19 protein-coding genes are annotated in these 20,015 nt (G+C 75.6%); 7 read left to right on the top strand and 12 right to left on the bottom strand.

Annotation, left to right across the window (positions count from 1 at the left end):
- Positions 1-6 precede the first annotated feature (6 nt).
- The 7 genes from LQU92_RS05255 to LQU92_RS05225 form a co-directional block, all read right to left on the bottom strand.
- Complete coding sequence (locus LQU92_RS05255; RefSeq protein WP_230778289.1) at positions 7-579, bottom strand: hemerythrin domain-containing protein; 573 nt, start codon at positions 577-579, stop codon at positions 7-9.
- Positions 580-695: 116 nt separating this feature from the next.
- Entirely contained in the window at positions 696-2,000 is a 1,305-nt protein-coding gene (locus LQU92_RS05250) for an MFS transporter (RefSeq protein WP_230778286.1), read from the bottom strand.
- 44 nt (positions 2,001-2,044) lie between these two features.
- Positions 2,045-3,577 carry a molybdopterin-dependent oxidoreductase gene (locus LQU92_RS05245; RefSeq protein ID WP_230778283.1) on the bottom strand — a complete coding sequence of 511 codons (1,533 nt, stop codon included), beginning with the start codon at positions 3,575-3,577 and terminating at the stop codon, positions 2,045-2,047.
- Positions 3,578-3,590: 13 nt separating this feature from the next.
- Complete coding sequence (locus LQU92_RS05240) at positions 3,591-4,601, bottom strand: ArsA family ATPase (RefSeq protein WP_230778280.1); 1,011 nt, start codon at positions 4,599-4,601, stop codon at positions 3,591-3,593.
- Positions 4,592-4,867, bottom strand: coding sequence for a cory-CC-star protein (locus LQU92_RS05235; RefSeq protein ID WP_230778277.1), 276 nt, complete (start codon positions 4,865-4,867; stop codon positions 4,592-4,594). The genes LQU92_RS05240 and LQU92_RS05235 overlap by 10 nt, the downstream gene beginning before the upstream one ends.
- A gap of 12 nt (positions 4,868-4,879) precedes the next feature.
- Complete coding sequence (locus LQU92_RS05230; protein WP_230778263.1) at positions 4,880-6,586, bottom strand: carbon starvation protein A; 1,707 nt, start codon at positions 6,584-6,586, stop codon at positions 4,880-4,882.
- Positions 6,587-6,654: 68 nt separating this feature from the next.
- A complete protein-coding gene (locus LQU92_RS05225; RefSeq protein ID WP_230778259.1) occupies positions 6,655-7,452 on the bottom strand; it encodes a VOC family protein in 798 nt (265 codons plus the stop codon).
- A 228-nt stretch (positions 7,453-7,680) separates the two neighbouring features.
- Here LQU92_RS05225 and LQU92_RS05220 point away from each other — a divergent pair, with 228 nt between their 5' ends.
- A complete protein-coding gene (locus LQU92_RS05220; RefSeq protein WP_230778256.1) occupies positions 7,681-8,835 on the top strand; it encodes a hypothetical protein in 1,155 nt (384 codons plus the stop codon).
- Positions 8,836-9,061: 226 nt separating this feature from the next.
- Positions 9,062-9,211, top strand: a complete 150-nt coding sequence (locus LQU92_RS05215; protein WP_180814589.1) for a hypothetical protein — start codon at positions 9,062-9,064, stop codon at positions 9,209-9,211.
- A gap of 15 nt (positions 9,212-9,226) precedes the next feature.
- Here the strand turns inward: LQU92_RS05215 and LQU92_RS05210 are convergent, their stop codons facing one another.
- Positions 9,227-10,138: a phosphotransferase gene (locus tag LQU92_RS05210; RefSeq protein ID WP_230778253.1), complete on the bottom strand. Its 912-nt coding sequence runs from the start codon at positions 10,136-10,138 to the stop codon at positions 9,227-9,229.
- A gap of 107 nt (positions 10,139-10,245) precedes the next feature.
- Here LQU92_RS05210 and LQU92_RS05205 point away from each other — a divergent pair, with 107 nt between their 5' ends.
- From LQU92_RS05205 to LQU92_RS05195, 3 genes are all read left to right on the top strand, one after another.
- The gene (locus LQU92_RS05205; RefSeq protein ID WP_230778250.1) at positions 10,246-10,731 is read left to right on the top strand and encodes a glutathione peroxidase; all 486 of its coding nucleotides are present in this window, start codon (positions 10,246-10,248) and stop codon (positions 10,729-10,731) included.
- 172 nt (positions 10,732-10,903) lie between these two features.
- The gene (locus LQU92_RS05200; RefSeq protein ID WP_230778247.1) at positions 10,904-12,712 is read left to right on the top strand and encodes a long-chain fatty acid--CoA ligase; all 1,809 of its coding nucleotides are present in this window, start codon (positions 10,904-10,906) and stop codon (positions 12,710-12,712) included.
- A 21-nt stretch (positions 12,713-12,733) separates the two neighbouring features.
- Positions 12,734-13,312 carry a DUF4190 domain-containing protein gene (locus tag LQU92_RS05195; RefSeq protein WP_230778228.1) on the top strand — a complete coding sequence of 193 codons (579 nt, stop codon included), beginning with the start codon at positions 12,734-12,736 and terminating at the stop codon, positions 13,310-13,312.
- A gap of 54 nt (positions 13,313-13,366) precedes the next feature.
- Here the strand turns inward: LQU92_RS05195 and LQU92_RS05190 are convergent, their stop codons facing one another.
- The 4 genes from LQU92_RS05190 to LQU92_RS05175 are packed head-to-tail and all read right to left on the bottom strand — an operon-like array spanning position 13,367 to position 17,292.
- Entirely contained in the window at positions 13,367-14,143 is a 777-nt protein-coding gene (locus LQU92_RS05190; protein ID WP_058857822.1) for an SDR family NAD(P)-dependent oxidoreductase, read from the bottom strand.
- Positions 14,140-14,904 (bottom strand): FadR/GntR family transcriptional regulator, encoded by a 765-nt coding sequence (locus LQU92_RS05185; protein ID WP_230778225.1) that lies wholly within the window; start codon positions 14,902-14,904, stop codon positions 14,140-14,142. Before LQU92_RS05185 ends, LQU92_RS05190 begins: the two co-directional genes overlap by 4 nt.
- Positions 14,897-15,814, bottom strand: coding sequence for an NAD(P)-dependent oxidoreductase (locus LQU92_RS05180; protein WP_230778221.1), 918 nt, complete (start codon positions 15,812-15,814; stop codon positions 14,897-14,899). The genes LQU92_RS05185 and LQU92_RS05180 overlap by 8 nt, the downstream gene beginning before the upstream one ends.
- Positions 15,811-17,292 carry a four-carbon acid sugar kinase family protein gene (locus LQU92_RS05175; RefSeq protein ID WP_230778218.1) on the bottom strand — a complete coding sequence of 494 codons (1,482 nt, stop codon included), beginning with the start codon at positions 17,290-17,292 and terminating at the stop codon, positions 15,811-15,813. Before LQU92_RS05175 ends, LQU92_RS05180 begins: the two co-directional genes overlap by 4 nt.
- Before the next feature lie 116 nt (positions 17,293-17,408).
- Between LQU92_RS05175 and LQU92_RS05170 the strand changes: the two genes are divergently transcribed.
- Both LQU92_RS05170 and LQU92_RS05165 read left to right on the top strand, forming a co-directional pair.
- A complete protein-coding gene (locus LQU92_RS05170) occupies positions 17,409-18,929 on the top strand; it encodes a GntP family permease (RefSeq protein ID WP_058857818.1) in 1,521 nt (506 codons plus the stop codon).
- Between the two features lie 171 nt (positions 18,930-19,100).
- The gene (locus LQU92_RS05165) at positions 19,101-19,988 is read left to right on the top strand and encodes a hypothetical protein (RefSeq protein ID WP_230778215.1); all 888 of its coding nucleotides are present in this window, start codon (positions 19,101-19,103) and stop codon (positions 19,986-19,988) included.
- Positions 19,989-20,015 lie beyond the last annotated feature (27 nt).

Below are 20,015 nucleotides of genomic sequence, written 5' to 3'. Positions count from 1 at the left end.
GCCGGCTCAGCCGGTGTGCCGGCCGGTGAGCTTGTCGAGCAGCCGGTCGACCATGCCCACGCCCGGGCCGACCGTCTTGTGGAACAGCTCGGCGTGCGGGGCGTGCGGGTGCGGCCGGGTGGGCGCCAGCTTCTTGGCGTGCTCGACCTTCCGGCCCAGCTCCACCAGGGTGTCGGCGGGGATGTGGGCGCGCAGCGCGGGGAACTGGTCGCTCTCCTCGTCGTCGGCGTGGTGGCTCAGCTGTCCCTGGAACTCCCCGACGAGCTCGAGGAAGGCCGGGTCGGCGGCGTCGACGTTCTCGAGCTTCTTCATCAGCTCGACGAGCTCCTGGTGCTCCTCCTTGTCGTGCCCGACCTCCTCGGAGCCGTTGGGCAGGTGCTGCTCCATCACGGGGTAGACGTGCATCTCCTCGGCCACGGAGTGGCGCATCACCTCGGCGATCACGGTGTCCAGGAGGTCCCGTCGCTCGCCGGGGTCGGAGGCGGCCTCGACGCGCCCGAGCAGCTCGAGCATGTCGCGGTGGTCCGCGGCCAGGATGTCGACGACGTCCTGGCCGCCGCCGGCGGTGTTCTCGGTCATGGTGCGTCCTTCCCTCGGTCCTGCTCCCGACGGGACCCCGCGGGAGCCGCCCGGCCCCGCACGTCCTCGTGCCCGGGCCGGTGCACACTTCGCCAGTGTGCTGAGCACTTCCGACTCTAGGCGGACCGGGCGCTCCCGGCCAGGGGCGCCGGCCGGTCGCGCAGCGAGCCCGCGACCAGCACGGCGCCGAGCGTGAAGACGGGCACGACGGCGAGCGCCCAGGACAGCCCCACGGCGTCCGAGAGCACGCCGATCGCCGGGGAGAGGCCGAGGTTGCTGATCCGCATCATCCAGCTCACCAGCGCCAGGCCCGTGCCCGGCCGGAACCCGGGCAGGTGGTCGGCGGCGTGGAAGGCGGCCGGGACGAGGGTGGCGCAGCCGAAGCCGGCGAGCGCGAAGCCGGCGACGGCGACGGCCGGGACGGGGGCGAGCACGACCAGCAGCGTCCCGGCCGTGCTCAGGCCCGCACCGGCCCGGACCACGGGGGCCCGGCCCCAGCGGTCGGTCATGGGGTCCCCGAGCATCCGCCCCACGAACTGGGCGGCCATCAGCGCCACGAGCCCGAGGCCGGCGGCGGCCGGCGGGGCGGCGAGCTGGGTCGTGAGGTAGACGGCCGACCAGTTGGCGCCCACGTCCTCGACCATCACCCCGGCCATCGCCACGGCCGCGACCGGCAGCAGCAGGGCCCGGCGTCCCCGGCCGCCGTGGCCCGCCGGCGCGGCGGTGGGCCGGGCGGCCGCGCCGGGCGCCGCACCGGGGTCCCCGGCGCCGGCAGCGGCGTGGGCCTCGGCCGGCGGGGCCGTCGTCGTTCGCAGGGCGGTGCCGTCCTCGGGCCCGAGCGCGGAGCGCAGGGCCGTGAGGGCCACGGCGCTCCACAGCAGGCCGCTCAGGCCCAGGTGCCAGGCGATGGGCAGGCCGAGGGCCAGCGCGGCGGTGCCCATGAGCCCGCCGGCCACGGCGCCGAGGCTCCACAGCGCGTGCAGGGAGTTGATGATCGACCGGCCCCGCGCCCGCTGGACGTCCATGCCCTGGGCGTTCTGGGCGGTGTCGACGTGGGCGTCGAGCATCCCGGCGAGCAGCATCGCGGCCACGAACACCGCGAGCCCGGCGGCGGTGCCCGCCCCCGGGCCCGCGCCGAGGCCGGCGGCGGCCAGGCACGCCGAGAGCACGACCGTCCCGAGGGCGGCGAGCCGGCCCGAGCCGACGCGGCGGACCGCCCGCCCGGGCAGGGCGCCCACGAGGATCGCCCCGATCGGGAACGCCACCACCACCAGGCCGTAGAGGGTGTTGGAGAGCCCGAAGGCGTCCTTGACCTCGGGCAGCCGGGGCAGGAGGTTGGCGTAGAGGGCCCCGTTGGTGAGGAAGAACGCCGAGACGGCGAGACGGGCGCGGCGGATCCGGGCGGGGTCGAGAGCGGTCACCCGGCCGACTCTACGGGGCGGGCGCGGAGCACACCGCCCCGGGTTCAGGCGACGGTGAAGCTGCGCTCGTGCCACCCGGAGGCGCCGTCCGGGGCGGGCGGGGCCTGCTCGCCGGTCTGCACGGTGCCGTCCGCGTCGACGGCCCGGACCCGGGCGGTGTGCGCGCCGGGGCCCAGCTCGGTGCGCAGCGCCCACTGGCGCCAGGTGTCGGCGGAGGGCATGGCGCCCAGCTCCGCCTCCTGCCAGGGGCCGCCGTCCACGCTGACCTGGACGGCGGCGATCCCGGTGTGCTGGGCCCACGCGGTGCCGGCGAGCACGACCGTCCCGGCGGCCACGGTGGCCCGCTGCCGGGGGACCTCGATGCGCGAGGCGGTCTTGACCGGGCCCCGCGCCGACCAGCCGCGCACGGTCCAGTACGCCTCGGCGCGGTCGAAGCGGGTGACCTCCAGGTCCACGACCCACTTGGTCGCCGAGACGTAGCCGTAGAGCCCCGGCACGACCATGCGCACGGGGTAGCCGTGCTCGAAGGGCAGCGGCTGCCCGTTCATGCCCACCGCCAGCAGCGCGTCCCGGTCCGGGTCGGTCAGGGCCCGCAGCGGGGTGCCGGCGGTGAAGCCGTCCTCGGAGGTGGAGAGCACCATGTCGGCCCCGGCGGCGACCCCGGCCTCCGCCAGCAGCTCCCGCAGCGGCACCCCGGTCCACACGGCGTTGCCGGCCAGGTCCCCGCCCACGGGGTTGGACACGCACGCCAGGGTCACGGCCCGCTCGAGCAGCGGCCGGGCCGTGAGCTGCGCGAAGTCGAGGTCGAGCTCGCGCTCGACGAGCCCGTGGATCCGCAGCCGCCAGGCCGCCACGTCGATGCGCGGCACGGCCAGGGCGGTGTCGATCCGGTAGAACTGCCCGGGCGGGGTCAGCCACGGCTCGGCGCCCGCCACGCCCAGGTCCGTCCCGGGCGGGATCCGCTCGCGCACGGCCGGGGCGGGCAGGCGCAGCAGCTCGCGGGCGGCGGGTGCCCGGGCGGCCACGGAGCCGGCCCACCGGCCGGCGGCCCCGGCGGCCGTGCCCAGCACCGCGGCCGCGACGGCCAGGGTGAGCACGTCGCGCCGCCCGGCCCCGCCGGGATCGTCCGGGGCCGGTTCCGCGGCGCGGGTCAGCAGGGTCAGCACCAGCACCCCGGCGGCGGTGCCGGCGACGACGGGCACCGCGTCCGCCGGGCCGGCCCCGGCCCGCGAGAGCACCGCGAGCAGCCCGAGCAGCCCCAGCACCGCCAGCAGGACCGCGCCCATGGGCCGGTTCGCCCGCTGGGCCGCCCCGATCCCGGCGCCCAGGCCCGCGAGCCCGGCCACCATGACGAGCAGCAGCACGAGCTTGTCGGCGGTGCCGAACAGGGCGATCGCGGCGTCCTTGACGGGGGCGGGCACGGCGTCGACGACGACCCCGCCCACCGCGGTCAGCGGGGCGCCCACGGGCCCGGTCACCCAGGCCAGCAGCTCGGCCGCGCCGACGGCGACCGCGGTCGCGCCGAGACCGAGCAGCCACCAGGGCGGCCGGCGTCCTCCTGCGGGCTCCGTGCTCATGGCCGGGAGGCTCTCACGGGGAGCTGGTGGCGCCCTGGGCGAGGGCCTCCCCGAAGCGCTCGAGGCCCTCCTCCCCCACGACCTCCCCGGGCAGCAGGGGCACCTCGAGCACCGGCAGGTCGGGCAGGGCGGTCCGCAGCTCGGCGAGCCAGCCGTCCTCGAGGGCCCGGCGGGCGGCGAGCAGCTCCCCCGCACCGGCCGGGGAGCGCTTGTTCACCACGAGCGCCCCGACGTGCACGCCGGCCCGGGCCAGCTGCCCGTGCAGCTCGACGGTCTCCAGCACGGGCAGCCGCTCGGCGGCCAGGACGATGACGAACGCGCAGCGCCGCCGGTCGGTGAGGACCTCCCGCAGCGCCTCGAAGCGCTCGCGGCGGCGCAGGAGGACCCGGCGGATCTCGAGGTCGCGCTCGCGCCGGGGGTCGCGCACGGCCCCCGTGCCCACGACCTGCTCGGCCCCGGCGTCCGGGTCCTCGAGCGCGCGCCGCGCGGCGCCGAAGCCCTCGGCCCGCCCGCGGCGGCGCAGCAGGCCCTCCGTCCACGCGGACATGATCTCGGGCAGGGCCATGAGCCGGGCGGTGTGCCCGGAGGGGGCGGTGTCGAAGACGACGAGGTCGTACTCGCGCAGCCCGAGGTCCACGAGCTCGGCGATGCGCTCGAGCACGGCGGCCTCGTGGGTGCCCGGGGAGTCGCGGGCGAGCTCCATGTGCCTGGTGACCTCGCCGTGGAGGTGCTCGGGCATCAGCCGGCGGATCGTGGCCCCCACCGCGGCGAGGTGGGCGTCGGTGGTGGCCACGGGGTCGACCTCGATCCCGTCCAGGCCCGGGGCCAGGGCGGTGATGCGGTCGCCGACCTCCCGCTGCCACAGGTGGCCGAGGTTGTGCGCGGGGTCGGTGGAGACCACGAGCACCCGCTGCCCGGCCCGGGCCCGGGCGAGGGCGGTGGCGGAGGCGACGGCGGTCTTGCCGACCCCGCCCTTGCCGCCGACGAACAGGACGCGCCGGGTCGCGGCGAGCTCTAGCAGCATGAGACGTGCTCCAGGGGCGAGCGGTCCATGCCCATGCGCCGGTGCCAGTCGTGGAACCGGTCGTAGACCACGGGCAGCAGCTCGGCGGTGTAGTAGCCGGCGGGGTTGGGCACGCCGAGGGCCTCGGAGAGGACGAGCATCATGAACAGGTCCTCCTCGTCGCGCTCGGCGCGGGCGAAGGTGCGCCGGTAGGGCGCGACGTAGAACTCGTGCAGGTCCGCCCGGAGGCGGGCCCGCACGGTGCGCAGCCGTTCGAGGGCCGTCACGTGCTCACCGGCTCACAGGGAGCGGTTCTCCCCGGCCGTGGACGGCTGCGGCCGGTCGTCCCGGTCCTGCGGGTTCTTCCGCGCCCTGGCCATCGCGCCGACGGCCTCGGCGATCACCCACAGCGCGGCGACCAGGATGACGACGTCGAGCACCAGCAGCAGCCAGTTCCCGGCGGCCCAGAACTGGCCCAGCTGCACGACCAGCGCGTAGACGGACATCACGAGCACGAACACGAGCGGGACGAGCACGGGCAGCACGGGGCGGCCCTTGCGCATGAGCATCACCGCGACGACCGAGAGGGTCAGTCCCGCCAGCAGCTGGTTGGTGGTGCCGAACAGCGGCCAGATGAGCATGCCGCCGGAGCCGTCCGCGCCGGCGCCGAAGGTCAGCCCCAGCGCCACGACGAGCACGATCACGGTGGCGAGCGCCTTGTTGAGGTTCACGCCCATGAGGTGGGCGGCCTCCTGGACCACGAAGCGCTGCAGGCGCACGCCGGTGTCCATCGTGGTGGCGGCGAAGAGCACCGCCATGGTCGCGAGGATCGTGGCCGACAGCGACGGCGGGATGCCGAGCCCGGCGTTCACGATGCTGCCCCCGCCCTGGACGAACGCGGCGACCCCGCCCTGGTTGAACGCCGTGTAGACGGCCTCCCAGTCGGCGATCGTGCGGTAGCCGGCGGTGGTGGCGATGATCGCGCCCAGCGCGAGCAGGCCCTCGCCCACGGCCCCGAAGTAGCCGACGAAGCGGGCGTCGGTCTCCTTGTCCAGCTGCTTGGCGGAGGTGCCGGAGGAGACGATGCCGTGGAAGCCGGAGATCGCCCCGCACGCGATGGTCACGAACAGCAGCGGCACGAGGCTGGGGGTGCCCTCGGGCACGGCCTCGTTGTAGGCCGGGGCCACGACCGTGGGCGCGGACAGCAGCACCGAGCCGTAGAGCAGGCCCAGGCCGATGAACAGCTGCAGGCCGTTGATGTAGTCGCGCGGCTGCAGCAGCGCCCACACCGGCACCACGGAGGCCACCCCGGCGTAGAGGAAGAGCACCACGATCCAGAAGGCGTTGGCGGACAGGCCCAGGACCGTGTCCGGCAGCACCACGGGGAAGCGGTCACCGAGGAGGATGAGGCTGTAGAGGGCCACGACGCCGACCACGGAGACCAGCGGCAGGCTCCACTTGAGGCGGTAGATCGCCTGTCCCACGAGAAGCGCCACGACGATCGCACCCCAGGTGGGGATCACGGCGGTCGGGGTGGAGACCAGCAGGTTGGCGATCACCACGGCGAAGGCCGCGTTGACCATCAGCAGCAGCAGGAAGATCACCACGAGGAACAGGTTGCGGCCGCGGGCGCCGATGTAGCGCCCGGACAGCGAGCCGATGGAGCGGCCCTTGTTGCGCACCGACGCCCACAGGGCGCCGAGGTCGTGCATGCCGGCGAAGAAGATCGTGCCGATGGTGACCCAGAGGAAGGCGGGCAGCCAGCCCCAGATCACGGCGACGGCGGGGCCCACGATGGGCGCCGCGCCGGCCACGGAGGTGAAGTGGTGGCCCCACAGGACGTACTTGTTGGTGGGGACGTAGTCGACCCCGTCGCGCAGCTCGTGCGACGGGGTCTCGAAGTCGGGCTGCAGGCGGTAGATGCGGCGGGCCAGGAACTTCGAGTACAGGGCGTACCCGAGGATCATCATGGCCACGCCGACCACGGCGAGGACGACGGAGTTCATGTCGCTCCTGATCGGTCGGAGGGAGGGTGTGCTCTGCCGCCCATCCTAGCCGCGGGCCGTGATCCGTCTCACCGGTCCGCGGGGGCGTGCCCGTCCTCGGGGGCCGTCGGGGACATCACCGCGAACGACTCCCGGTCGGGGCCCGCGAGCACGGCCAGGCGCCCGTACTCGAAGGCCATCGGCTCCTCCATGACGGCGCCGCCGGCCCCGCGGGCGCGCGCGGCGGCGGCGTCGGCGTCCTCGACCGCGAAGCACACCGACCACACCGCCGGCGCGTCCCCCGCGGCGGGGTCCGTGCCGCCGATGCCGCCGCCCCACTGCTGCCAGCCGGGGACGGTGAAGGCCGCGTAGGAGGCGCCCGTCGTGGCGCGGTCGGTGTAGGCGTAGCCGAAGACCTGGGCGTAGAAGTCGCGTGCCCCGTCCGGGTCGGGGGTCGTGAGGTCGCACCACACCGGGGCCCCCGGGACGTCGACGGCGGTGAAGCCGATCAGCTCCCCGGACTGCCACAGCCCGAAGACGGCGCCGGTGGGGTCGCGCCAGAGCCCGGCCGTCCCGGCGCTCCCGCGCGGCGCCGGGGCCCGCAGCTGCTCTCCCCCGGCAGCCAGGACGTGCTCGGCGCAGGCCTCGATGCGGTCGCAGGCCAGGTGGACCTGCCACACGGGCGCCCCGTTCGGCGCGGCACCCGGGGCGAGCCCGGCGACGGGTGCGCCGTCCACGAGGGCGAGCACCCGGCCCTCGGGGTCCGGGGCGGTGTGCTCCCAGCCGAGCACGGCGCGGTAGAACTCCTGGGAGCGGGCGGGGTCCTGCACGGCGAGCTCCGCCCAGCAGGGCGTGCCGGCGGGCCAGGGGGCGTGGCGGACGGTCATGGCGGGCTCCTTCCGGACGCGCTCCACGCTACGCGCGCCCCCGCACCCCGGGAAGGCGGCCCGGCCGCGGCGGGCCCCGGTGTTGCCGTTCCGTGTCCTGCCGCGCCGGGGTCGCGAGGTGTTGACTGCGTCACACTGCTGAAATACGCTCTCGATACGATTGATATATCAGTCTCGTCGGCCCGCCGCCCGTCGCGGAGCGGCCCTCCCGTGGAGGAAGACCCACCCATGGCACAGACCACCCCGACCCGCGCCCACCTCGACACCGTGGAGCGGGCGAGCCCCCTGCGCGTGCTGACCTACGCCGGTGCGATCGTCGCGTTCCTCATCGGCTCCGGCTTCGCGACCGGCCAGGAGATCCTCCAGTACTACGCCTCCTACGGCTACTGGGGCGTGTTCGGCACCGGCGCCCTGGTCCTCGTGCTGATGACCTACGTGGCCGTCGAGTTCTTCGTCGTCGGGCAGGCGCAGCGCTTCGAGAAGCCCTCGATGGTGTTCCGCTACTACTGCGGCAAGCACCTCGGCACGTTCTTCGACTTCTTCTCGGTCCTGTTCGTCTTCCTGAGCTTCACGGTCATGGTGGCCGGCGCGGGGGCCGTCTTCGAGGAGCACTACGGGCTGTCGAAGCACGTGGGCGGCATCGGCCTGGCCGCCGCCGTCGGGATCACGGTGTGGTTCGGGCTCAAGAGCCTGGTCGACGTCATCGGCAAGATCGGTCCGCTCATCGTGCTGATCGCCGTGGGGCTGGGCGTGCTGGGCATCGTCCGCGATCCCGGCGGGATCGCGGAGGGCAGCGCCCTGCTGCCCGACCTGGAGCTCACCCAGGCGGCCTCCAACTGGTTCATGTCCGGACTGTCCTACGTGGGCTTCTGCATGCTGTGGCTGGCCGCCTTCCTCACGGCGCTGGGGCGGACGGCGCGCAGCCGCCGGGAGGCGGCCTCCGGCGGGGCGCTGGGCGGGGTCGTCTTCTCGCTGGCCTGCGTGGTCGTGGGCCTGGGCCTGCTGGCGAACATCGAGCGGGTCAACGGCACCGAGATCCCCATGCTCGTCCTCGCCGGGGACGTGAGCCCCGCACTGGCCGCCGGGATCTCCGTGATGATCCTGGCCGGGATCTACACCACGGCCATCCCGCTGCTGTGGACGGTGTCCTCGCGGTTCTTCGCCGACAGGACGCCGCGCTTCAAGGGACTGACCCTCGCCCTCGCGGCGGTGGGCACCGTGATCGGCCTCGTGCTGCCGTTCTCCCAGATGGTCAACATCGTCTACGTGGTCAACGGCTACGTGGGGATCCTCATGCTCGTGCTGATGCTGGGAACCACCGGGCTGCGGCTGGCCGGGCGCCGGCCGCTGCGGGCGCCCGAGCCCGCCGGCCCCGGCCGCTGAGCACCGCCCGGGCAGCGCCCGGTGCCGCGCAGGCCCCGTCGGACGTCCGGCGGGGCCTGCGGCACGCCGGGGACCGGGCCTTCCGCAGCCCCGCGCCGAGAAGTGCATGCACAAGTCTGGACATTGGTCCATCGCCGGGCTCCCGCGCCCTGCGTAGCGTGGATCGTGCCCCTCCCGCACCGGCGCCGCCGGTGCCGTGCCGACCTCCTCCCCCGAAGGACGCGCCATGATCCGCAAGCCCACCCGCCGGGACGTGACCTTCTCCCTCGGCGTGGCCGTGCTCTCCGCGGCGTTCATCGGCATCTCGGCCCCGGCCGGCGCGGAGCTGGACCCCGCCGAGACGGTCGTCTCCGCCCCGGTCCAGCAGCAGCGCTGAGCGCAGCGCTCCTCGTCAGGCGCCGCCGCGCGCGGTGAGCTGCGCGGCGGCGTGGGCCGCCACCGGCCCGAACCGCGGCCACGATCCCGGATGTCCTGCCAGGGCCGCCGTGTACAGCGCCGCCCACGCGGCGGCACGGACCCACACGGCGTCGTCGTGGTTCCCGGCGGCGTCGACGACGGCGCGGAACCCCGCCCGCTGCCGCGCGTCCAGGCTCAGCCACGCGGTGGCCAGGTCGGAGGCGGGGTCCCCGGCGCAGACGTCCCCGAAGTCCACGAGCCCGCTCAGCCGCCCGTCCCGGTGCACGAGGTTCCACGGGTGCGGGTCCCCGTGCAGCCACAGCGGCGGGCCCGCCCAGGGCGCGGCCCGCGCCCCCGCCGCGACCACCTCCCGCAGCCGCGCGGCCGTGGCCGGGCCCAGGCGGCGGGCGAGCGCGGACCAGTCGGGCGGAGCCGTGGCCAGCCGCCGGTCGAGATCCACCCCGCGCCGGGGGTGGTGCGGGGCCCCGGCGGGCGCGGGGCGGTGCAGCGCGGCCAGGGCCCGGGCGAGGTCGGCGGCCGGCCGGTCGCGCCGCACCACGGGCAGCAGCGCCACGGGCTCCCCCGGCACCCAGTCCACGAGCGCCCACGGCCAGGGCAGGCCCGCTCCCGGTCGCCCGGCGAACCGGGGCACGGGCACGCCGAGCCCGAGCCGCACCAGCGGCGCGGCGGCCTCGGCGGTCCAGCGCAGCTCGGCGGCCAGCAGCGGCACGGCCGCGGCCCGCAGCGGCAGGCGCGCGGCACGGTCCTCCCCCACCCGGAAGACGGCGTTGTCCCAGCCGCGGGCGGCGAAGCGCACGGGCGCCCCGGCCAGGTCCCGCAGGCCGGCGGGCAGCTGCTCGTCCAGCAGCCGCCGGACCTGCGCCGTCGTCGGCAGCTCCGCGTCCACGCCCCCACGGTAGTGCGCACCCGGCCCGGGCGGGCCTCTCGCGGCGGACCCGCTCCCGGGGGCAGGATTGAGGACAGGACCCGTCCCCGAGCCGACCGGAGGCCACCGTGACCACGCTGCACGACTTCACCGCCACGACCATCGACGGCCGCGAGCAGCCGCTGTCCGACTGCGCCGGGAAGGTGGTCCTGGTCGTGAACACCGCGAGCGAGTGCGGGTTCACCCCGCAGTACGCGGGGCTGGAGGAGCTGTGGCGCAACTTCCGCGACGAGGACTTCGTGCTCCTGGGCTTCCCCTGCGACCAGTTCGGCGGCCAGGAGCCGGGCGACGAGGAGCAGATCGCGGACTTCTGCCGCCGCAACTACGGCGTCACCTTCCCGATGTTCGCCAAGGTCGAGGTCAACGGCCCCGGCGCCCACCCCCTGTGGGCGTGGCTGCGCGAGGAGAGGCCGGGGGTCCTCGGCGAGGACGTGAAGTGGAACTTCACCAAGTTCCTCGTCGGCCGCGACGGCCGGGTGGTCCGCCGCTTCGGGCCCCGCACCCAGCCGGCGCAGATCGCCGGGAGCATCGAGTCCGCCCTCGGGAGGGCCTGACCCCCGGGCGCGGCCCGGAAGCCCTGCGCGGACGCCGCCGGGGCACCGTCCCCCGAAGTGTGCCGCCCGACACGACCCCGCCCGCCTGTGCGGTGGATCACCCCCCGGTATCGTCGAGGAACCCGGACGGACGCCGGTCCCCCCGTCCGAGGACGAGACCCGAGGAGTCGTCGTGCGCGAACACAGCACCCCCCGCCTGGTGGACGTCCCACCGCAGACCAACATCACCGACCTCCTGCTGCGCCAGGCGCGCAAGAGCTCGGACCCCGCCCTGTTCTCCCGCCCCGACGGGCAGGCCGGGTGGACGGACGTGCCCGCGAGCGCGTTCCTCGCCGACGTCCGCGCCCTGGCCAAGGGCCTGGTGGCCTCCGGGGTGGGCCCCGGGGACCGGGTGGGCATCATGTCGCGGACCCGCTACGAGTGGTCGCTGGTCGACTTCGCCGTCTGGTTCGCCGGGGCCGTGTCGGTGCCGATCTACGAGACCTCCGCGCCGCAGCAGGTGGCCTGGAACCTCTCCGACTCCGGGGCCGTGGCCCTCGTGGTCGAGGCCGCCCGGCACGAGGAGGTCTTCCGCCGCGCAGCCGAGGGCGAGGACCTCTCCGCCGTGCAGCACGTGTGGCGGATGGAGGACGACGGCCTCGAGGCCCTGCGCGCGGCCGGCGCCGGGGTCGACGACGACGAGCTCGAGCACCGCCGGGCCGCAGCGGGGCTGGAGGACCTGGCGACCATCATCTACACCTCCGGCACCACCGGCCGGCCCAAGGGCTGCGAGCTGACCCACGGCAACTTCGTGGAGCTCTCCGACAACGCGCTCGCGGCGCTGCCCGAGGTCGCCTACGAGGGCGCCCGCACGATCATGTTCCTGCCGCTGGCCCACGTCTTCGCCCGGTTCATCTCCGTGCTGGCCGTGGCCGCGGGCACCACCGTGGCCCACACCCCGGACCTGAAGAACCTGCTGCCGGACCTGCAGAGCTACCGGCCCACGTTCATCCTGGCCGTGCCGCGCGTGTTCGAGAAGGTCTACAACTCCGCGCAGCTGAAGGCGGAGGCCGGCGGAAAGGGCAGGATCTTCGCGGCCGCCGCCGAGACCGCCGTCGCCTGGTCGCGGGCGGCGGAGCAGGGGAAGGTGAGCCTGGGCCTGCGCCTGCGCCACGCCCTGTTCGACCGGCTCGTCTACGGCAGGCTGCGCGAGGCCATGGGCGGGCGCGTCAAGCACGCGATCTCCGGCGGCGGGCCCCTGGGCGAGCGCCTCGGCCACTTCTTCCACGGCATCGGGCTCACGGTGCTCGAGGGCTACGGCCTCACGGAGACCACCGCCCCCATCACGGTCAACACCCCGGCGCGGATCAAGATCGGCACGGTCGGCCCGCCCCTGCCCGGCAACGCGGTGCGCATCGCCGAGGACGGCGAGGTCCTGACCCGGGGCGTGTGCGTGATGCGCGGCTACTGGAAGCGCCCCGACCTGACCGAGGAGGCCTTCGAGGACGGCTGGTTCCGCACCGGCGACCTCGGGCAGCTCGACGACGAGGGCTACCTGCGGATCACCGGGCGCAAGAAGGAGATCATCGTCACCGCCAGCGGCAAGAACGTCAGCCCGGCGATGCTCGAGGACCGGATCCGCTCCCACGTGCTCGTCTCCCAGTGCGTGGTCCTCGGCGACAACCGGCCGTTCATCTCGGCGCTGATCACCCTCGACGAGGACGCCCTGCCGGGCTGGGCCGAGCAGCACGGGCTGCCCGCCTCGACCACGGCGGCCCAGGCCGCCGAGCACGAGACCGTCCTCGCCGAGGTCCAGCGCGTGGTCGACGCCGCGAACACCACGGTCTCCCAGGCCGAGCAGATCAAGGCCTTCCGGATCGCGCCCACCGACTTCACCGAGGCCGCCGGGCACCTCACCCCGTCGCTGAAGCTGCGCCGGGCACGGGTGCTCAAGGACTTCGAGGACCTCGTGGAGCAGATCTACGCCCAGCCGCGCCCCTGACCCGCCACGAGAGGACCGACCATGACGCAGCACCCCGGCGACCCCGCCCGCGACGGGCAGGACCCGTACGCGCAGGACCCGCACGGACAGGCCCAGGACGGCCCGCCCGCGGGCCACCAGTACGGGTCCGGCCAGTACGGGCAGGCCGAGTACGGGCAGCCGCCCTACGGCGAGGACCCGACCGCCCGGTACGGGCACGGCCAGAACCAGTACGACCAGCACCGGTACGGGCAGACCGGTCCCTCCGACCGGGGTCCGCACGGACAGCCCGCACCCTACGGGCAGGGTCAGTACGGACAGGGTCAGTACGGACAGGACCAGTACGGACAGGACCAGTACGGGCAGGCCCCGTACGCCGCGCAGGGCATGCCCGGCGGGTCCGAGCAGGGCCGCAAGCACCGCACGACCTCGATCGTGCTGGGCGTCATCGGCCTGTTCGTCCTGGGCATCGTCCTGGGGCCGCTGGCCCTGTGGCAGGCCGGCAAGGCGGAGAAGCTCGGGGTGAAGGCCACCGCGGGCAAGGTCCTCGGCTGGATCGCGCTCGTCGGCAGCATCCTCGGCATGTTCCTGCTCTTCGGCGAGGGCGGTCTCCAGCAGTAGGACCGCGCGAGGGCGCCCCCGTCCCGGCGGGACGGGGGCGCCCTCGTGCCGTGCTCAGGAGATCTGCAGGCCCCCGTTGACGTCGTAGGTGGCCGCGGTGATGTACCCGGCGTCCTCGCCCACGAGGAACGCCAGCAGCGCGGCGATCTCCCGCACGGCCCCGACCCGGCGCACGAGGATGTCCTGCGCCATGGCCGCCTTGCGCTCGTCGGAGAGCGTCCCGCCCATGATGTCGGTGTCCACGGCGCCGGGGGCGATGCAGTTGACGGTGATGTTGTGCTCGCCCATCTCGCGGGCCACGGCGCGGGTGAAGCCGATGATCGCGGCCTTCGACGCGCTGTAGGCGGACTTCGAGTAGGTGCCGCCGCCGCGCTGGGCGGAGATCGAGGAGATGCTGACCACGCGCCCGAGCTTGCGCTCGATCATCCCGCGCAGCACCCGCTGGGTGACGAGGAAGGTCCCGGTCATGTTGACCGCGAAGACCCGCTCCCACCCCTCCTTCGTCTCGTCCATGACGTCCGTGGGGGAGCTGATGCCGGCGCAGTTGACCAGGGCCACGACCGCGGGCAGCTCGGCCTCCACGCGGCCGATGGCCGCCTCGATGGAGGCCTCGTCGGTCACGTCCGTGCGCAGGCCGAGGGCGGGCACGCCGTGCCGCTCGGCGATCTCGCGGGCCGCCGCGGCGGCCTCGTCGCCGTCGACGTCCAGGACCGCCACGGCCCAGCCCTGGCTCGCGAGCAGGTCGGCGGTGGCGCGGCCGATGCCGCGCGGGGAGGCGGCGCCGGTGAGCACGGCGGTGCGCTCGGCGGGGAAGGGGATGATCTCGCTCATGTCGTGGTCCTCCGGGTCGGGTCGGGACGGGTGGGGTCGTGGTCGGGGCCGGCGGGCCGCGGGGAGCGGCCGATGTAGTGCTCGTAGTCCTCGCAGGTCTGCGTGATGTGGGCGTCCATCGCCCGGCGCGCGGCCTCGGGCTCCCCCGAGCCGATCGCCCCGAGCACGGCCCGGTGGTGGTGGATGGCGTGGCGCTGGACCTCCGGGAACGCGGAGGTCTCCCGCCGGGTGGCGTAGAGCAGCTGGCCGAGCTGGGCCAGCAGCACCGGGACGAAGGGGTTGCCGGAGGCGCGCAGCACGGCGTCGTGGAAGGCGAGGTCGGCCTCCGTGACGGCGTCCAGGTCCCCGGCGGCGTGGGCGTGCTCGAGGTCGGCCACGGCGCAGGCCATCGCCTCCAGGTCCTCGGGCCCGTGGCGGGTGGCGGCGAGCTCGGCGGCGCCGGTCTCGACCATCCGCCGGATCTCGAGCAGGCGCAGAGGCAGCTGCCCCGCGCCCACCCCGCGGGAGGCCGCCCGCAGGACGGCGTCGAGGCCCGTCCAGGTCTCGGGCGGGTTGACGTAGGTGCCCAGGCCCCGCCGGACGGTGACGACGTGCTGGGCCTGCAGCGCCTTGAGGGCCTCCCGGACGGTGACCCGGCTGACCTGCGCCTCCTCGGCGATGCGCGCCTCGGGCGGCAGCGCCTCCCCGGGGGCGACCTGCCCGGAGAGGATCCGCTCGAGCAGGGCCTCGGCGACCTCCTCGACGAGCGAGATCCTAGGCACCGGGGGTCTCCGGCCCGCCGCGGCGGCCGGGGGCCACGACGCGGATCACCGCGGAGTCGTCCGCGGCGCCCAGGCCCTGGGTGCGCCCGAGCAGGAACAGCTGCTCGGCGGCGGCCGCCACCGGGGTGGCCAGCCCGGCCGTGCGGGCGGCGTCGCCGACGATCCCCAGGTCCTTGACGAAGATGTCGAGCCGGCTGAGGACCTCGGCCCCGTCGTCGTCGTAGGCCTCGAGCATCCGCGGGCCGCGGTTGCCGAGCATGAACGAGCCCGCAGCCCCGGCCTCCAGGGCCGCGAGCGTGCGGGCGGGGTCGAGCCCGAGGGCGTCGGCGAGCGCGAGCGCCTCGGCGGCGGCGGCGATGTGCACCCCGCACAGCAGCTGGTTGACGGTCTTCAGCGCCTGCCCGTCCCCGGGGGCGTCCCCGACCACGGTCAGGGTCGAGGCCAGGCGCTCGAGCACGGGCCGGGCGGCGGCCAGGGCGGCGGGCTCCGCGCCGACGACGACGAGCAGGTCCCCGGCCCCGGCCCGGGCCGGCCCGCCGGAGAGCGGGGCGTCGACGAGCCCGACGCCCCGCTCCCGCAGGCGCTGCACCACGGGCGGGACCGCCTCCCGGCCCACGGTGGAGGTGAGGAGCACGACCGCCCCGGGGTCGAGGACCCCGGCCACGCCGTCCGGGCCGAAGAGGGCCTCCTCGAGCTGGGCGGCGTCCCGCACGGCGAGCAGCACCACCCCGGCGCCGGCGGCCGCGCCCCGGGCCGTGGGGTGGGGGGCGATCCCGGCCTGCTCGGCCAGGCGCAGGCGGTCCGCGGCGATGTCGTGGCCGCGGACCGCGAAGGCCCCGGCGAGGCGGGTGGCGATGGGCAGGCCCATCGCCCCGAGCCCGAGGACGGCGACGGTGTCGGTGCTGGTCATCGGGAGACCTCCGGGTCGGTCGGGGCGCGGTCCGGGCCGGCCGCGGCGCTGAGGGTGCGCACGACCTCGGCGAGGGAGCCGTCCCCGCCGACGTTGCCGGCGAACACGACGTAGGGGATCCCGCGGGCGGGCCCGTCCACGGGCCCCCACAGGGAGACGATCCCGGGCAGCATCGGCCCGCGCACGATCGCACGGCGGATCCCCAGCCCGTGGGCGGCGACGTCGGAGGAGGTGATCCCGCCCTTGGCGACCACGAACCGGGGCGGGGACGCGGCGAGGGTGCGGCGGACGACGTCGACGACGGCCGCCGAGACGGTCCGGGCGATGCGCAGGCTCTCGGCGGGGTCCTCGGTGCGCACGAGCCCGCGGCTGGTGTGGAGCACGACGTCGCCGGTGGCCAGGGCCCCGGTCACGGCCTCGGCGGTGCGGGCCAGGCAGGCCTCGGCGCGGCCGGGGTCGAGGACCTCCTCGACGGGCAGCTCCACCGTGGTGGCGCGGGGGTGCTCGCGGGTCAGGACCTCGAGCTGGCGGGTGGTCAGCCCGACGTGGGAGCCGACGACGACGAGTCCGCCGGTGGCGGGGCCGTCCCCGCCGAAGCACTCCCGGCGGGTCAGGGGCGCCCGCTCCGGCTGGCCGATGCGGGCGCGCACGAACGGCGGGCCCACGCGGTGGAGCAGGTGCTTGCCGCGGCGCTCGGCCTCGGCCAGGCCCAGCGCCAGGGCGCGCAGGTCGTTCTCCGTGACGGCGTCGACGACGACGGGCACGCCGTCGTGCGCCGCCTCGAGGACGCCGGCGATCCGGTCGGTGCCGCCGCGCACGGCGTGCAGGTCGAGCACGAGCACGTCGTCGGCCCGCCACCGGCCGCCGGACTTCTCCTCGACCCAGCGGGGCAGCGCGGAGGACGAGTAGCCGAACGTGGCGTCGGCCGCGAACTCGGTCTCGGCCACGGGCACGAGCCCGCCGGCGCCGTCGCGCACCCGGTGCACGCCGCCGACGGTCACCCGCCCGGCCTCGGGGAACGCGGGGACCACCACGACGCCGTCCGTGGGCCGGCCCGCGCGCTCGGCCAGCTCCTCGGCGACGACGTCGGTCTCGAGGGGGAAGTGCCCGCGCAGCGTCGAGTCGCTGCGGGAGACGAAGCCGAGCTCGACCCCCGCCTCCTGCGCCGCGGCCAGGGCGTTGCGCACGGCCTCGCGGTTGCGCGCGGCGGCCTCCTCCGGGCCGAGGCTGCGGGTGTTGGTCAGCACGTACACGGCCGGGGGCCGCCGACCGCCGATGCGGGCGCCGAGGGCCCAGGCGAAGTCCTCGACCTCCCAGCGGGTGAGCACGGGCAGGTCGGCGACCGACTGCGTGCCGGTCGGGTCGTCGTCGAGCACGACGAGCACGCGCCCGGAGGCGGTCACGGACGCGGCGACCTCGGCCGGGTCCACGGCGGGCTCCGGCGGGAAGGTCGACAGCAGCTCGGCTTCGGTGGTCACAACGCTCCCGCTCACTTGTCAGACGTCTGGACTGTGACTAGCCTCACACCCAGCGGCGTTTCCGTCAATCCGTGCGGCCCGCACCCACCGCAATCCCGAGGAGCTCTGATCTCACCGTGGACCTACAGCTGCTGCTGGCCCTGGTGCTGGGCATCGCGACCATCATCGTGCTGGTGCTGCGCACCCGGCTCGACGCCTTCGTCGCCCTGCTCATCGCCGCCCTCGTCACCGGCCTGGTCGCCGGACAGCCCGTGCTCGAGATCGTCTCGGCCATCACGACCGGCTTCGGCAACACCCTCGCCTCGATCGGCATCGTGATCGGCCTGGGGGTGGGCATCGGCAAGATCCTCGAGGTCTCCGGGGCGGCCAACGCCCTGGCCCTGGCCTTCCTGCGGGTCTTCGGCAAGGGCCGGGAGCCGTGGGCGCTGGGCAGCGTCGGGGCGCTCGTGTCGATCCCGGTGTTCTGCGACTCCGGCTACGTCATCATGAACCCGCTGGCCCGCTCGATCGCCCGGGTGAAGCGGGCCGGCTACGTCACCCTCGCCCTCGCGCTGGGCTGCGGGATGACGCTCACCCACCACCTCGTCCCGCCCACCCCCGGCCCGCTGGCCGTGGCGGGCATCCTCGGCGCCGACCTCGGGCTGCTGATCGTCGTGGGCCTGGTCTTCACCGTGGTGCTGCTGCCGGTCGTGGTGCTCTACGCCCGCTGGATCGGCCCGAAGCTGGAGCCCTCCGTGGAGGAGAGCGTCCGCGAGGCCGTCTACGGCACGGCCCGCACCGCCGGGGGCACCACCACGGCCGTGGCCGACCGCCCCGGGACCGCGGGCCCCGGACGCGGTGCCGACGGCGAGCTCGAGGACGGCCTCGACGCCGAGGCCCGCGGTCCCGTGGCCGATCCGGCCGTGGACCTCGGCGAGCCCCCGGCCGGCGCGAAGCCGCACCGGGTCGGGGCGTTCACCGCGTCCCTGCCGCTGCTCGTGCCCCTCGTGCTGATCATCGCCAACACCGTCACGGGGGCGATCGACCAGAACGCCCAGGGCGTGATCGGCGGCGACGAGTACGAGCCCTCCGCGTGGGCGGTGCCCTTCGCGTTCATCGGCAACCCGGTGATCGCCCTGGTCATCGGCATGGTGCTGGCCCTCTACGTGCTGCTGCCCCGCTGGACGCCGCGGAACAAGGCCCACGGCTGGTTCGCGGAGGCCGCGGCCTCGGCCGGGCTGATCCTGCTCATCACCGGCGCCGGCGGGGCCCTGGGCCAGGTCCTGCGCAGCTCCGGGGTCGGCGACGCCCTGGCCGAGGCGATCGCCGCGACCCCGCTGCCGGCGTTCCTCGTCCCGTTCCTCATCGCCACCCTGGTGCGCATCGCCCAGGGCTCCGGGACGGTCGCGATGATCACCGCCGCCTCGGTCACGGCCCCGCTGGTGACCAGCCTGGACATCGCCCCCGTGGTCGCCGCGATGGCGTGCACCGCCGGGTCCATGGTCTTCAGCTACTTCAACGACTCCTACTTCTGGGTCGTCACCCGCTTCACCGGCCTGCAGGGCGTCGACGCGCTGCGCGGCTGGTCGGGCATCACCACGGCGGTGTGGGCCGGGTCCATCCCGCTGCTGTTCGTCCTGAACGTGGTCCTCGGCTGAATCCGCACCGGTCCCCCGCGACGCCGCGTGACGCGGGGGACCGGTGCGCCCCGGTGAACCTCCTCACGCTTCCGGGCAACCTCCCCGGTGGGCCGGGCATACTGATCGGCGGCCGGCCCGCCCGAGGTCGCAGCGCACCGGCCCCGTGACCCGCGACCGGACCAGGACCAGATGACACCGGAGAAGACCACCACCCCCGCCGCACCGGCCGCCGAGGCGCCCGGCACCGTGGCGGCCACTGCCGTTCCTCCCGCCGTGGCACCCGACGCGGAGCAGGCCCCGGAGGGTGGGAAGACCGAGGAGAAGAAGTCCGCCCTGAGCGTCCCGGGGCTGGTCACGGGCGCGGCGACCGCCGCGACGATGGCCGTGATCGGCGGCCACCTCAGCGTCGCCGGCACCGTGCTCGGCGCCGCGCTCACCAGCATCGTCTCCGGCGTGGTCGTCGCGCTCTACTCGACCTCGCTGGAGAAGGGCAAGAAGGGGCTGCAGAAGGTGCAGGGCACCGTGGCCGGCCGCCTGCGCCGCACGGGCACCGCCTCCGGGGCGGGCAGCACGGCCGTGGCCGAGGAGCGCGCCCCCTTCCCGGTCAAGCGCTTCCTGGCCAGCACCGGGGTGATCGTCGGGCTCGCGGTCGCGGCGGTCTTCGCCGTCCAGGCCGTGACGGGCACCGAGCTCTCCGGCGGCACCGGCCAGCTCCAGCGCACCGTGACCGGCTCCGACGCCGTGGCCCCGCGCTCGGCCGCCACGACCACCCCGGTCGAGGACACCCCGGCCGGCGGCGAGGGCGCGGCCGAGGGCACCGTCCCCACGGGGGCCGTTCCCCCGGACGCCCCCGCCGACGGGGCCGCACCGGCGGAGGAGGCCGGCACCGGTCAGGGCGCGACCGGGTCGGACGGGCAGGTCGCGGACCCCGCGCAGCCGGGCTCGCAGGACCAGGGCACGCAGGACCAGGGCGCCGGGGAGCAGGGCGCCGTCCCGGACGCGGGCGCGCAGAACGTCGCCCCCGGTGCGGCGGCGCCCGCGCCGGCCGCCCCGGGCGCCGCCGTGCCGGCTCCCTGAGCCGGACGGGACCGGTCGGCGCCCCGG

This window comes from Kocuria sp. LUK, assembly GCF_021012935.1.
Classification (GTDB): domain Bacteria; phylum Actinomycetota; class Actinomycetes; order Actinomycetales; family Micrococcaceae; genus Kocuria; species Kocuria flava.
This window is presented reverse-complemented; position numbering and strand designations above follow the sequence as displayed.

Excerpts from the sequence above, each read along its gene's own strand:
- LQU92_RS05255 (WP_230778289.1), bottom strand. The coding sequence starts at position 579 with ATGACCGAGAACACCGCCGGCGGCGGCCAGGACGTCGTCGACATCCTG.
- LQU92_RS05245 (WP_230778283.1), bottom strand. The coding sequence starts at position 3,577 with ATGAGCACGGAGCCCGCAGGAGGACGCCGGCCGCCCTGGTGGCTGCTC.
- LQU92_RS05190 (WP_058857822.1), bottom strand. The coding sequence starts at position 14,143 with ATGAGCGAGATCATCCCCTTCCCCGCCGAGCGCACCGCCGTGCTCACC.
- LQU92_RS05220 (WP_230778256.1), top strand. The coding sequence starts at position 7,681 with ATGGCACAGACCACCCCGACCCGCGCCCACCTCGACACCGTGGAGCGG.
- LQU92_RS05165 (WP_230778215.1), top strand. The coding sequence starts at position 19,101 with ATGACACCGGAGAAGACCACCACCCCCGCCGCACCGGCCGCCGAGGCG.
- LQU92_RS05180 (WP_230778221.1), bottom strand. The coding sequence starts at position 15,814 with ATGACCAGCACCGACACCGTCGCCGTCCTCGGGCTCGGGGCGATGGGC.
- LQU92_RS05230 (WP_230778263.1), bottom strand. The coding sequence starts at position 6,586 with ATGAACTCCGTCGTCCTCGCCGTGGTCGGCGTGGCCATGATGATCCTC.
- LQU92_RS05195 (WP_230778228.1), top strand. The coding sequence starts at position 12,734 with ATGACGCAGCACCCCGGCGACCCCGCCCGCGACGGGCAGGACCCGTAC.
- LQU92_RS05215 (WP_180814589.1), top strand. The coding sequence starts at position 9,062 with ATGATCCGCAAGCCCACCCGCCGGGACGTGACCTTCTCCCTCGGCGTG.
- LQU92_RS05225 (WP_230778259.1), bottom strand. The coding sequence starts at position 7,452 with ATGACCGTCCGCCACGCCCCCTGGCCCGCCGGCACGCCCTGCTGGGCG.
- LQU92_RS05240 (WP_230778280.1), bottom strand. The coding sequence starts at position 4,601 with ATGCTGCTAGAGCTCGCCGCGACCCGGCGCGTCCTGTTCGTCGGCGGC.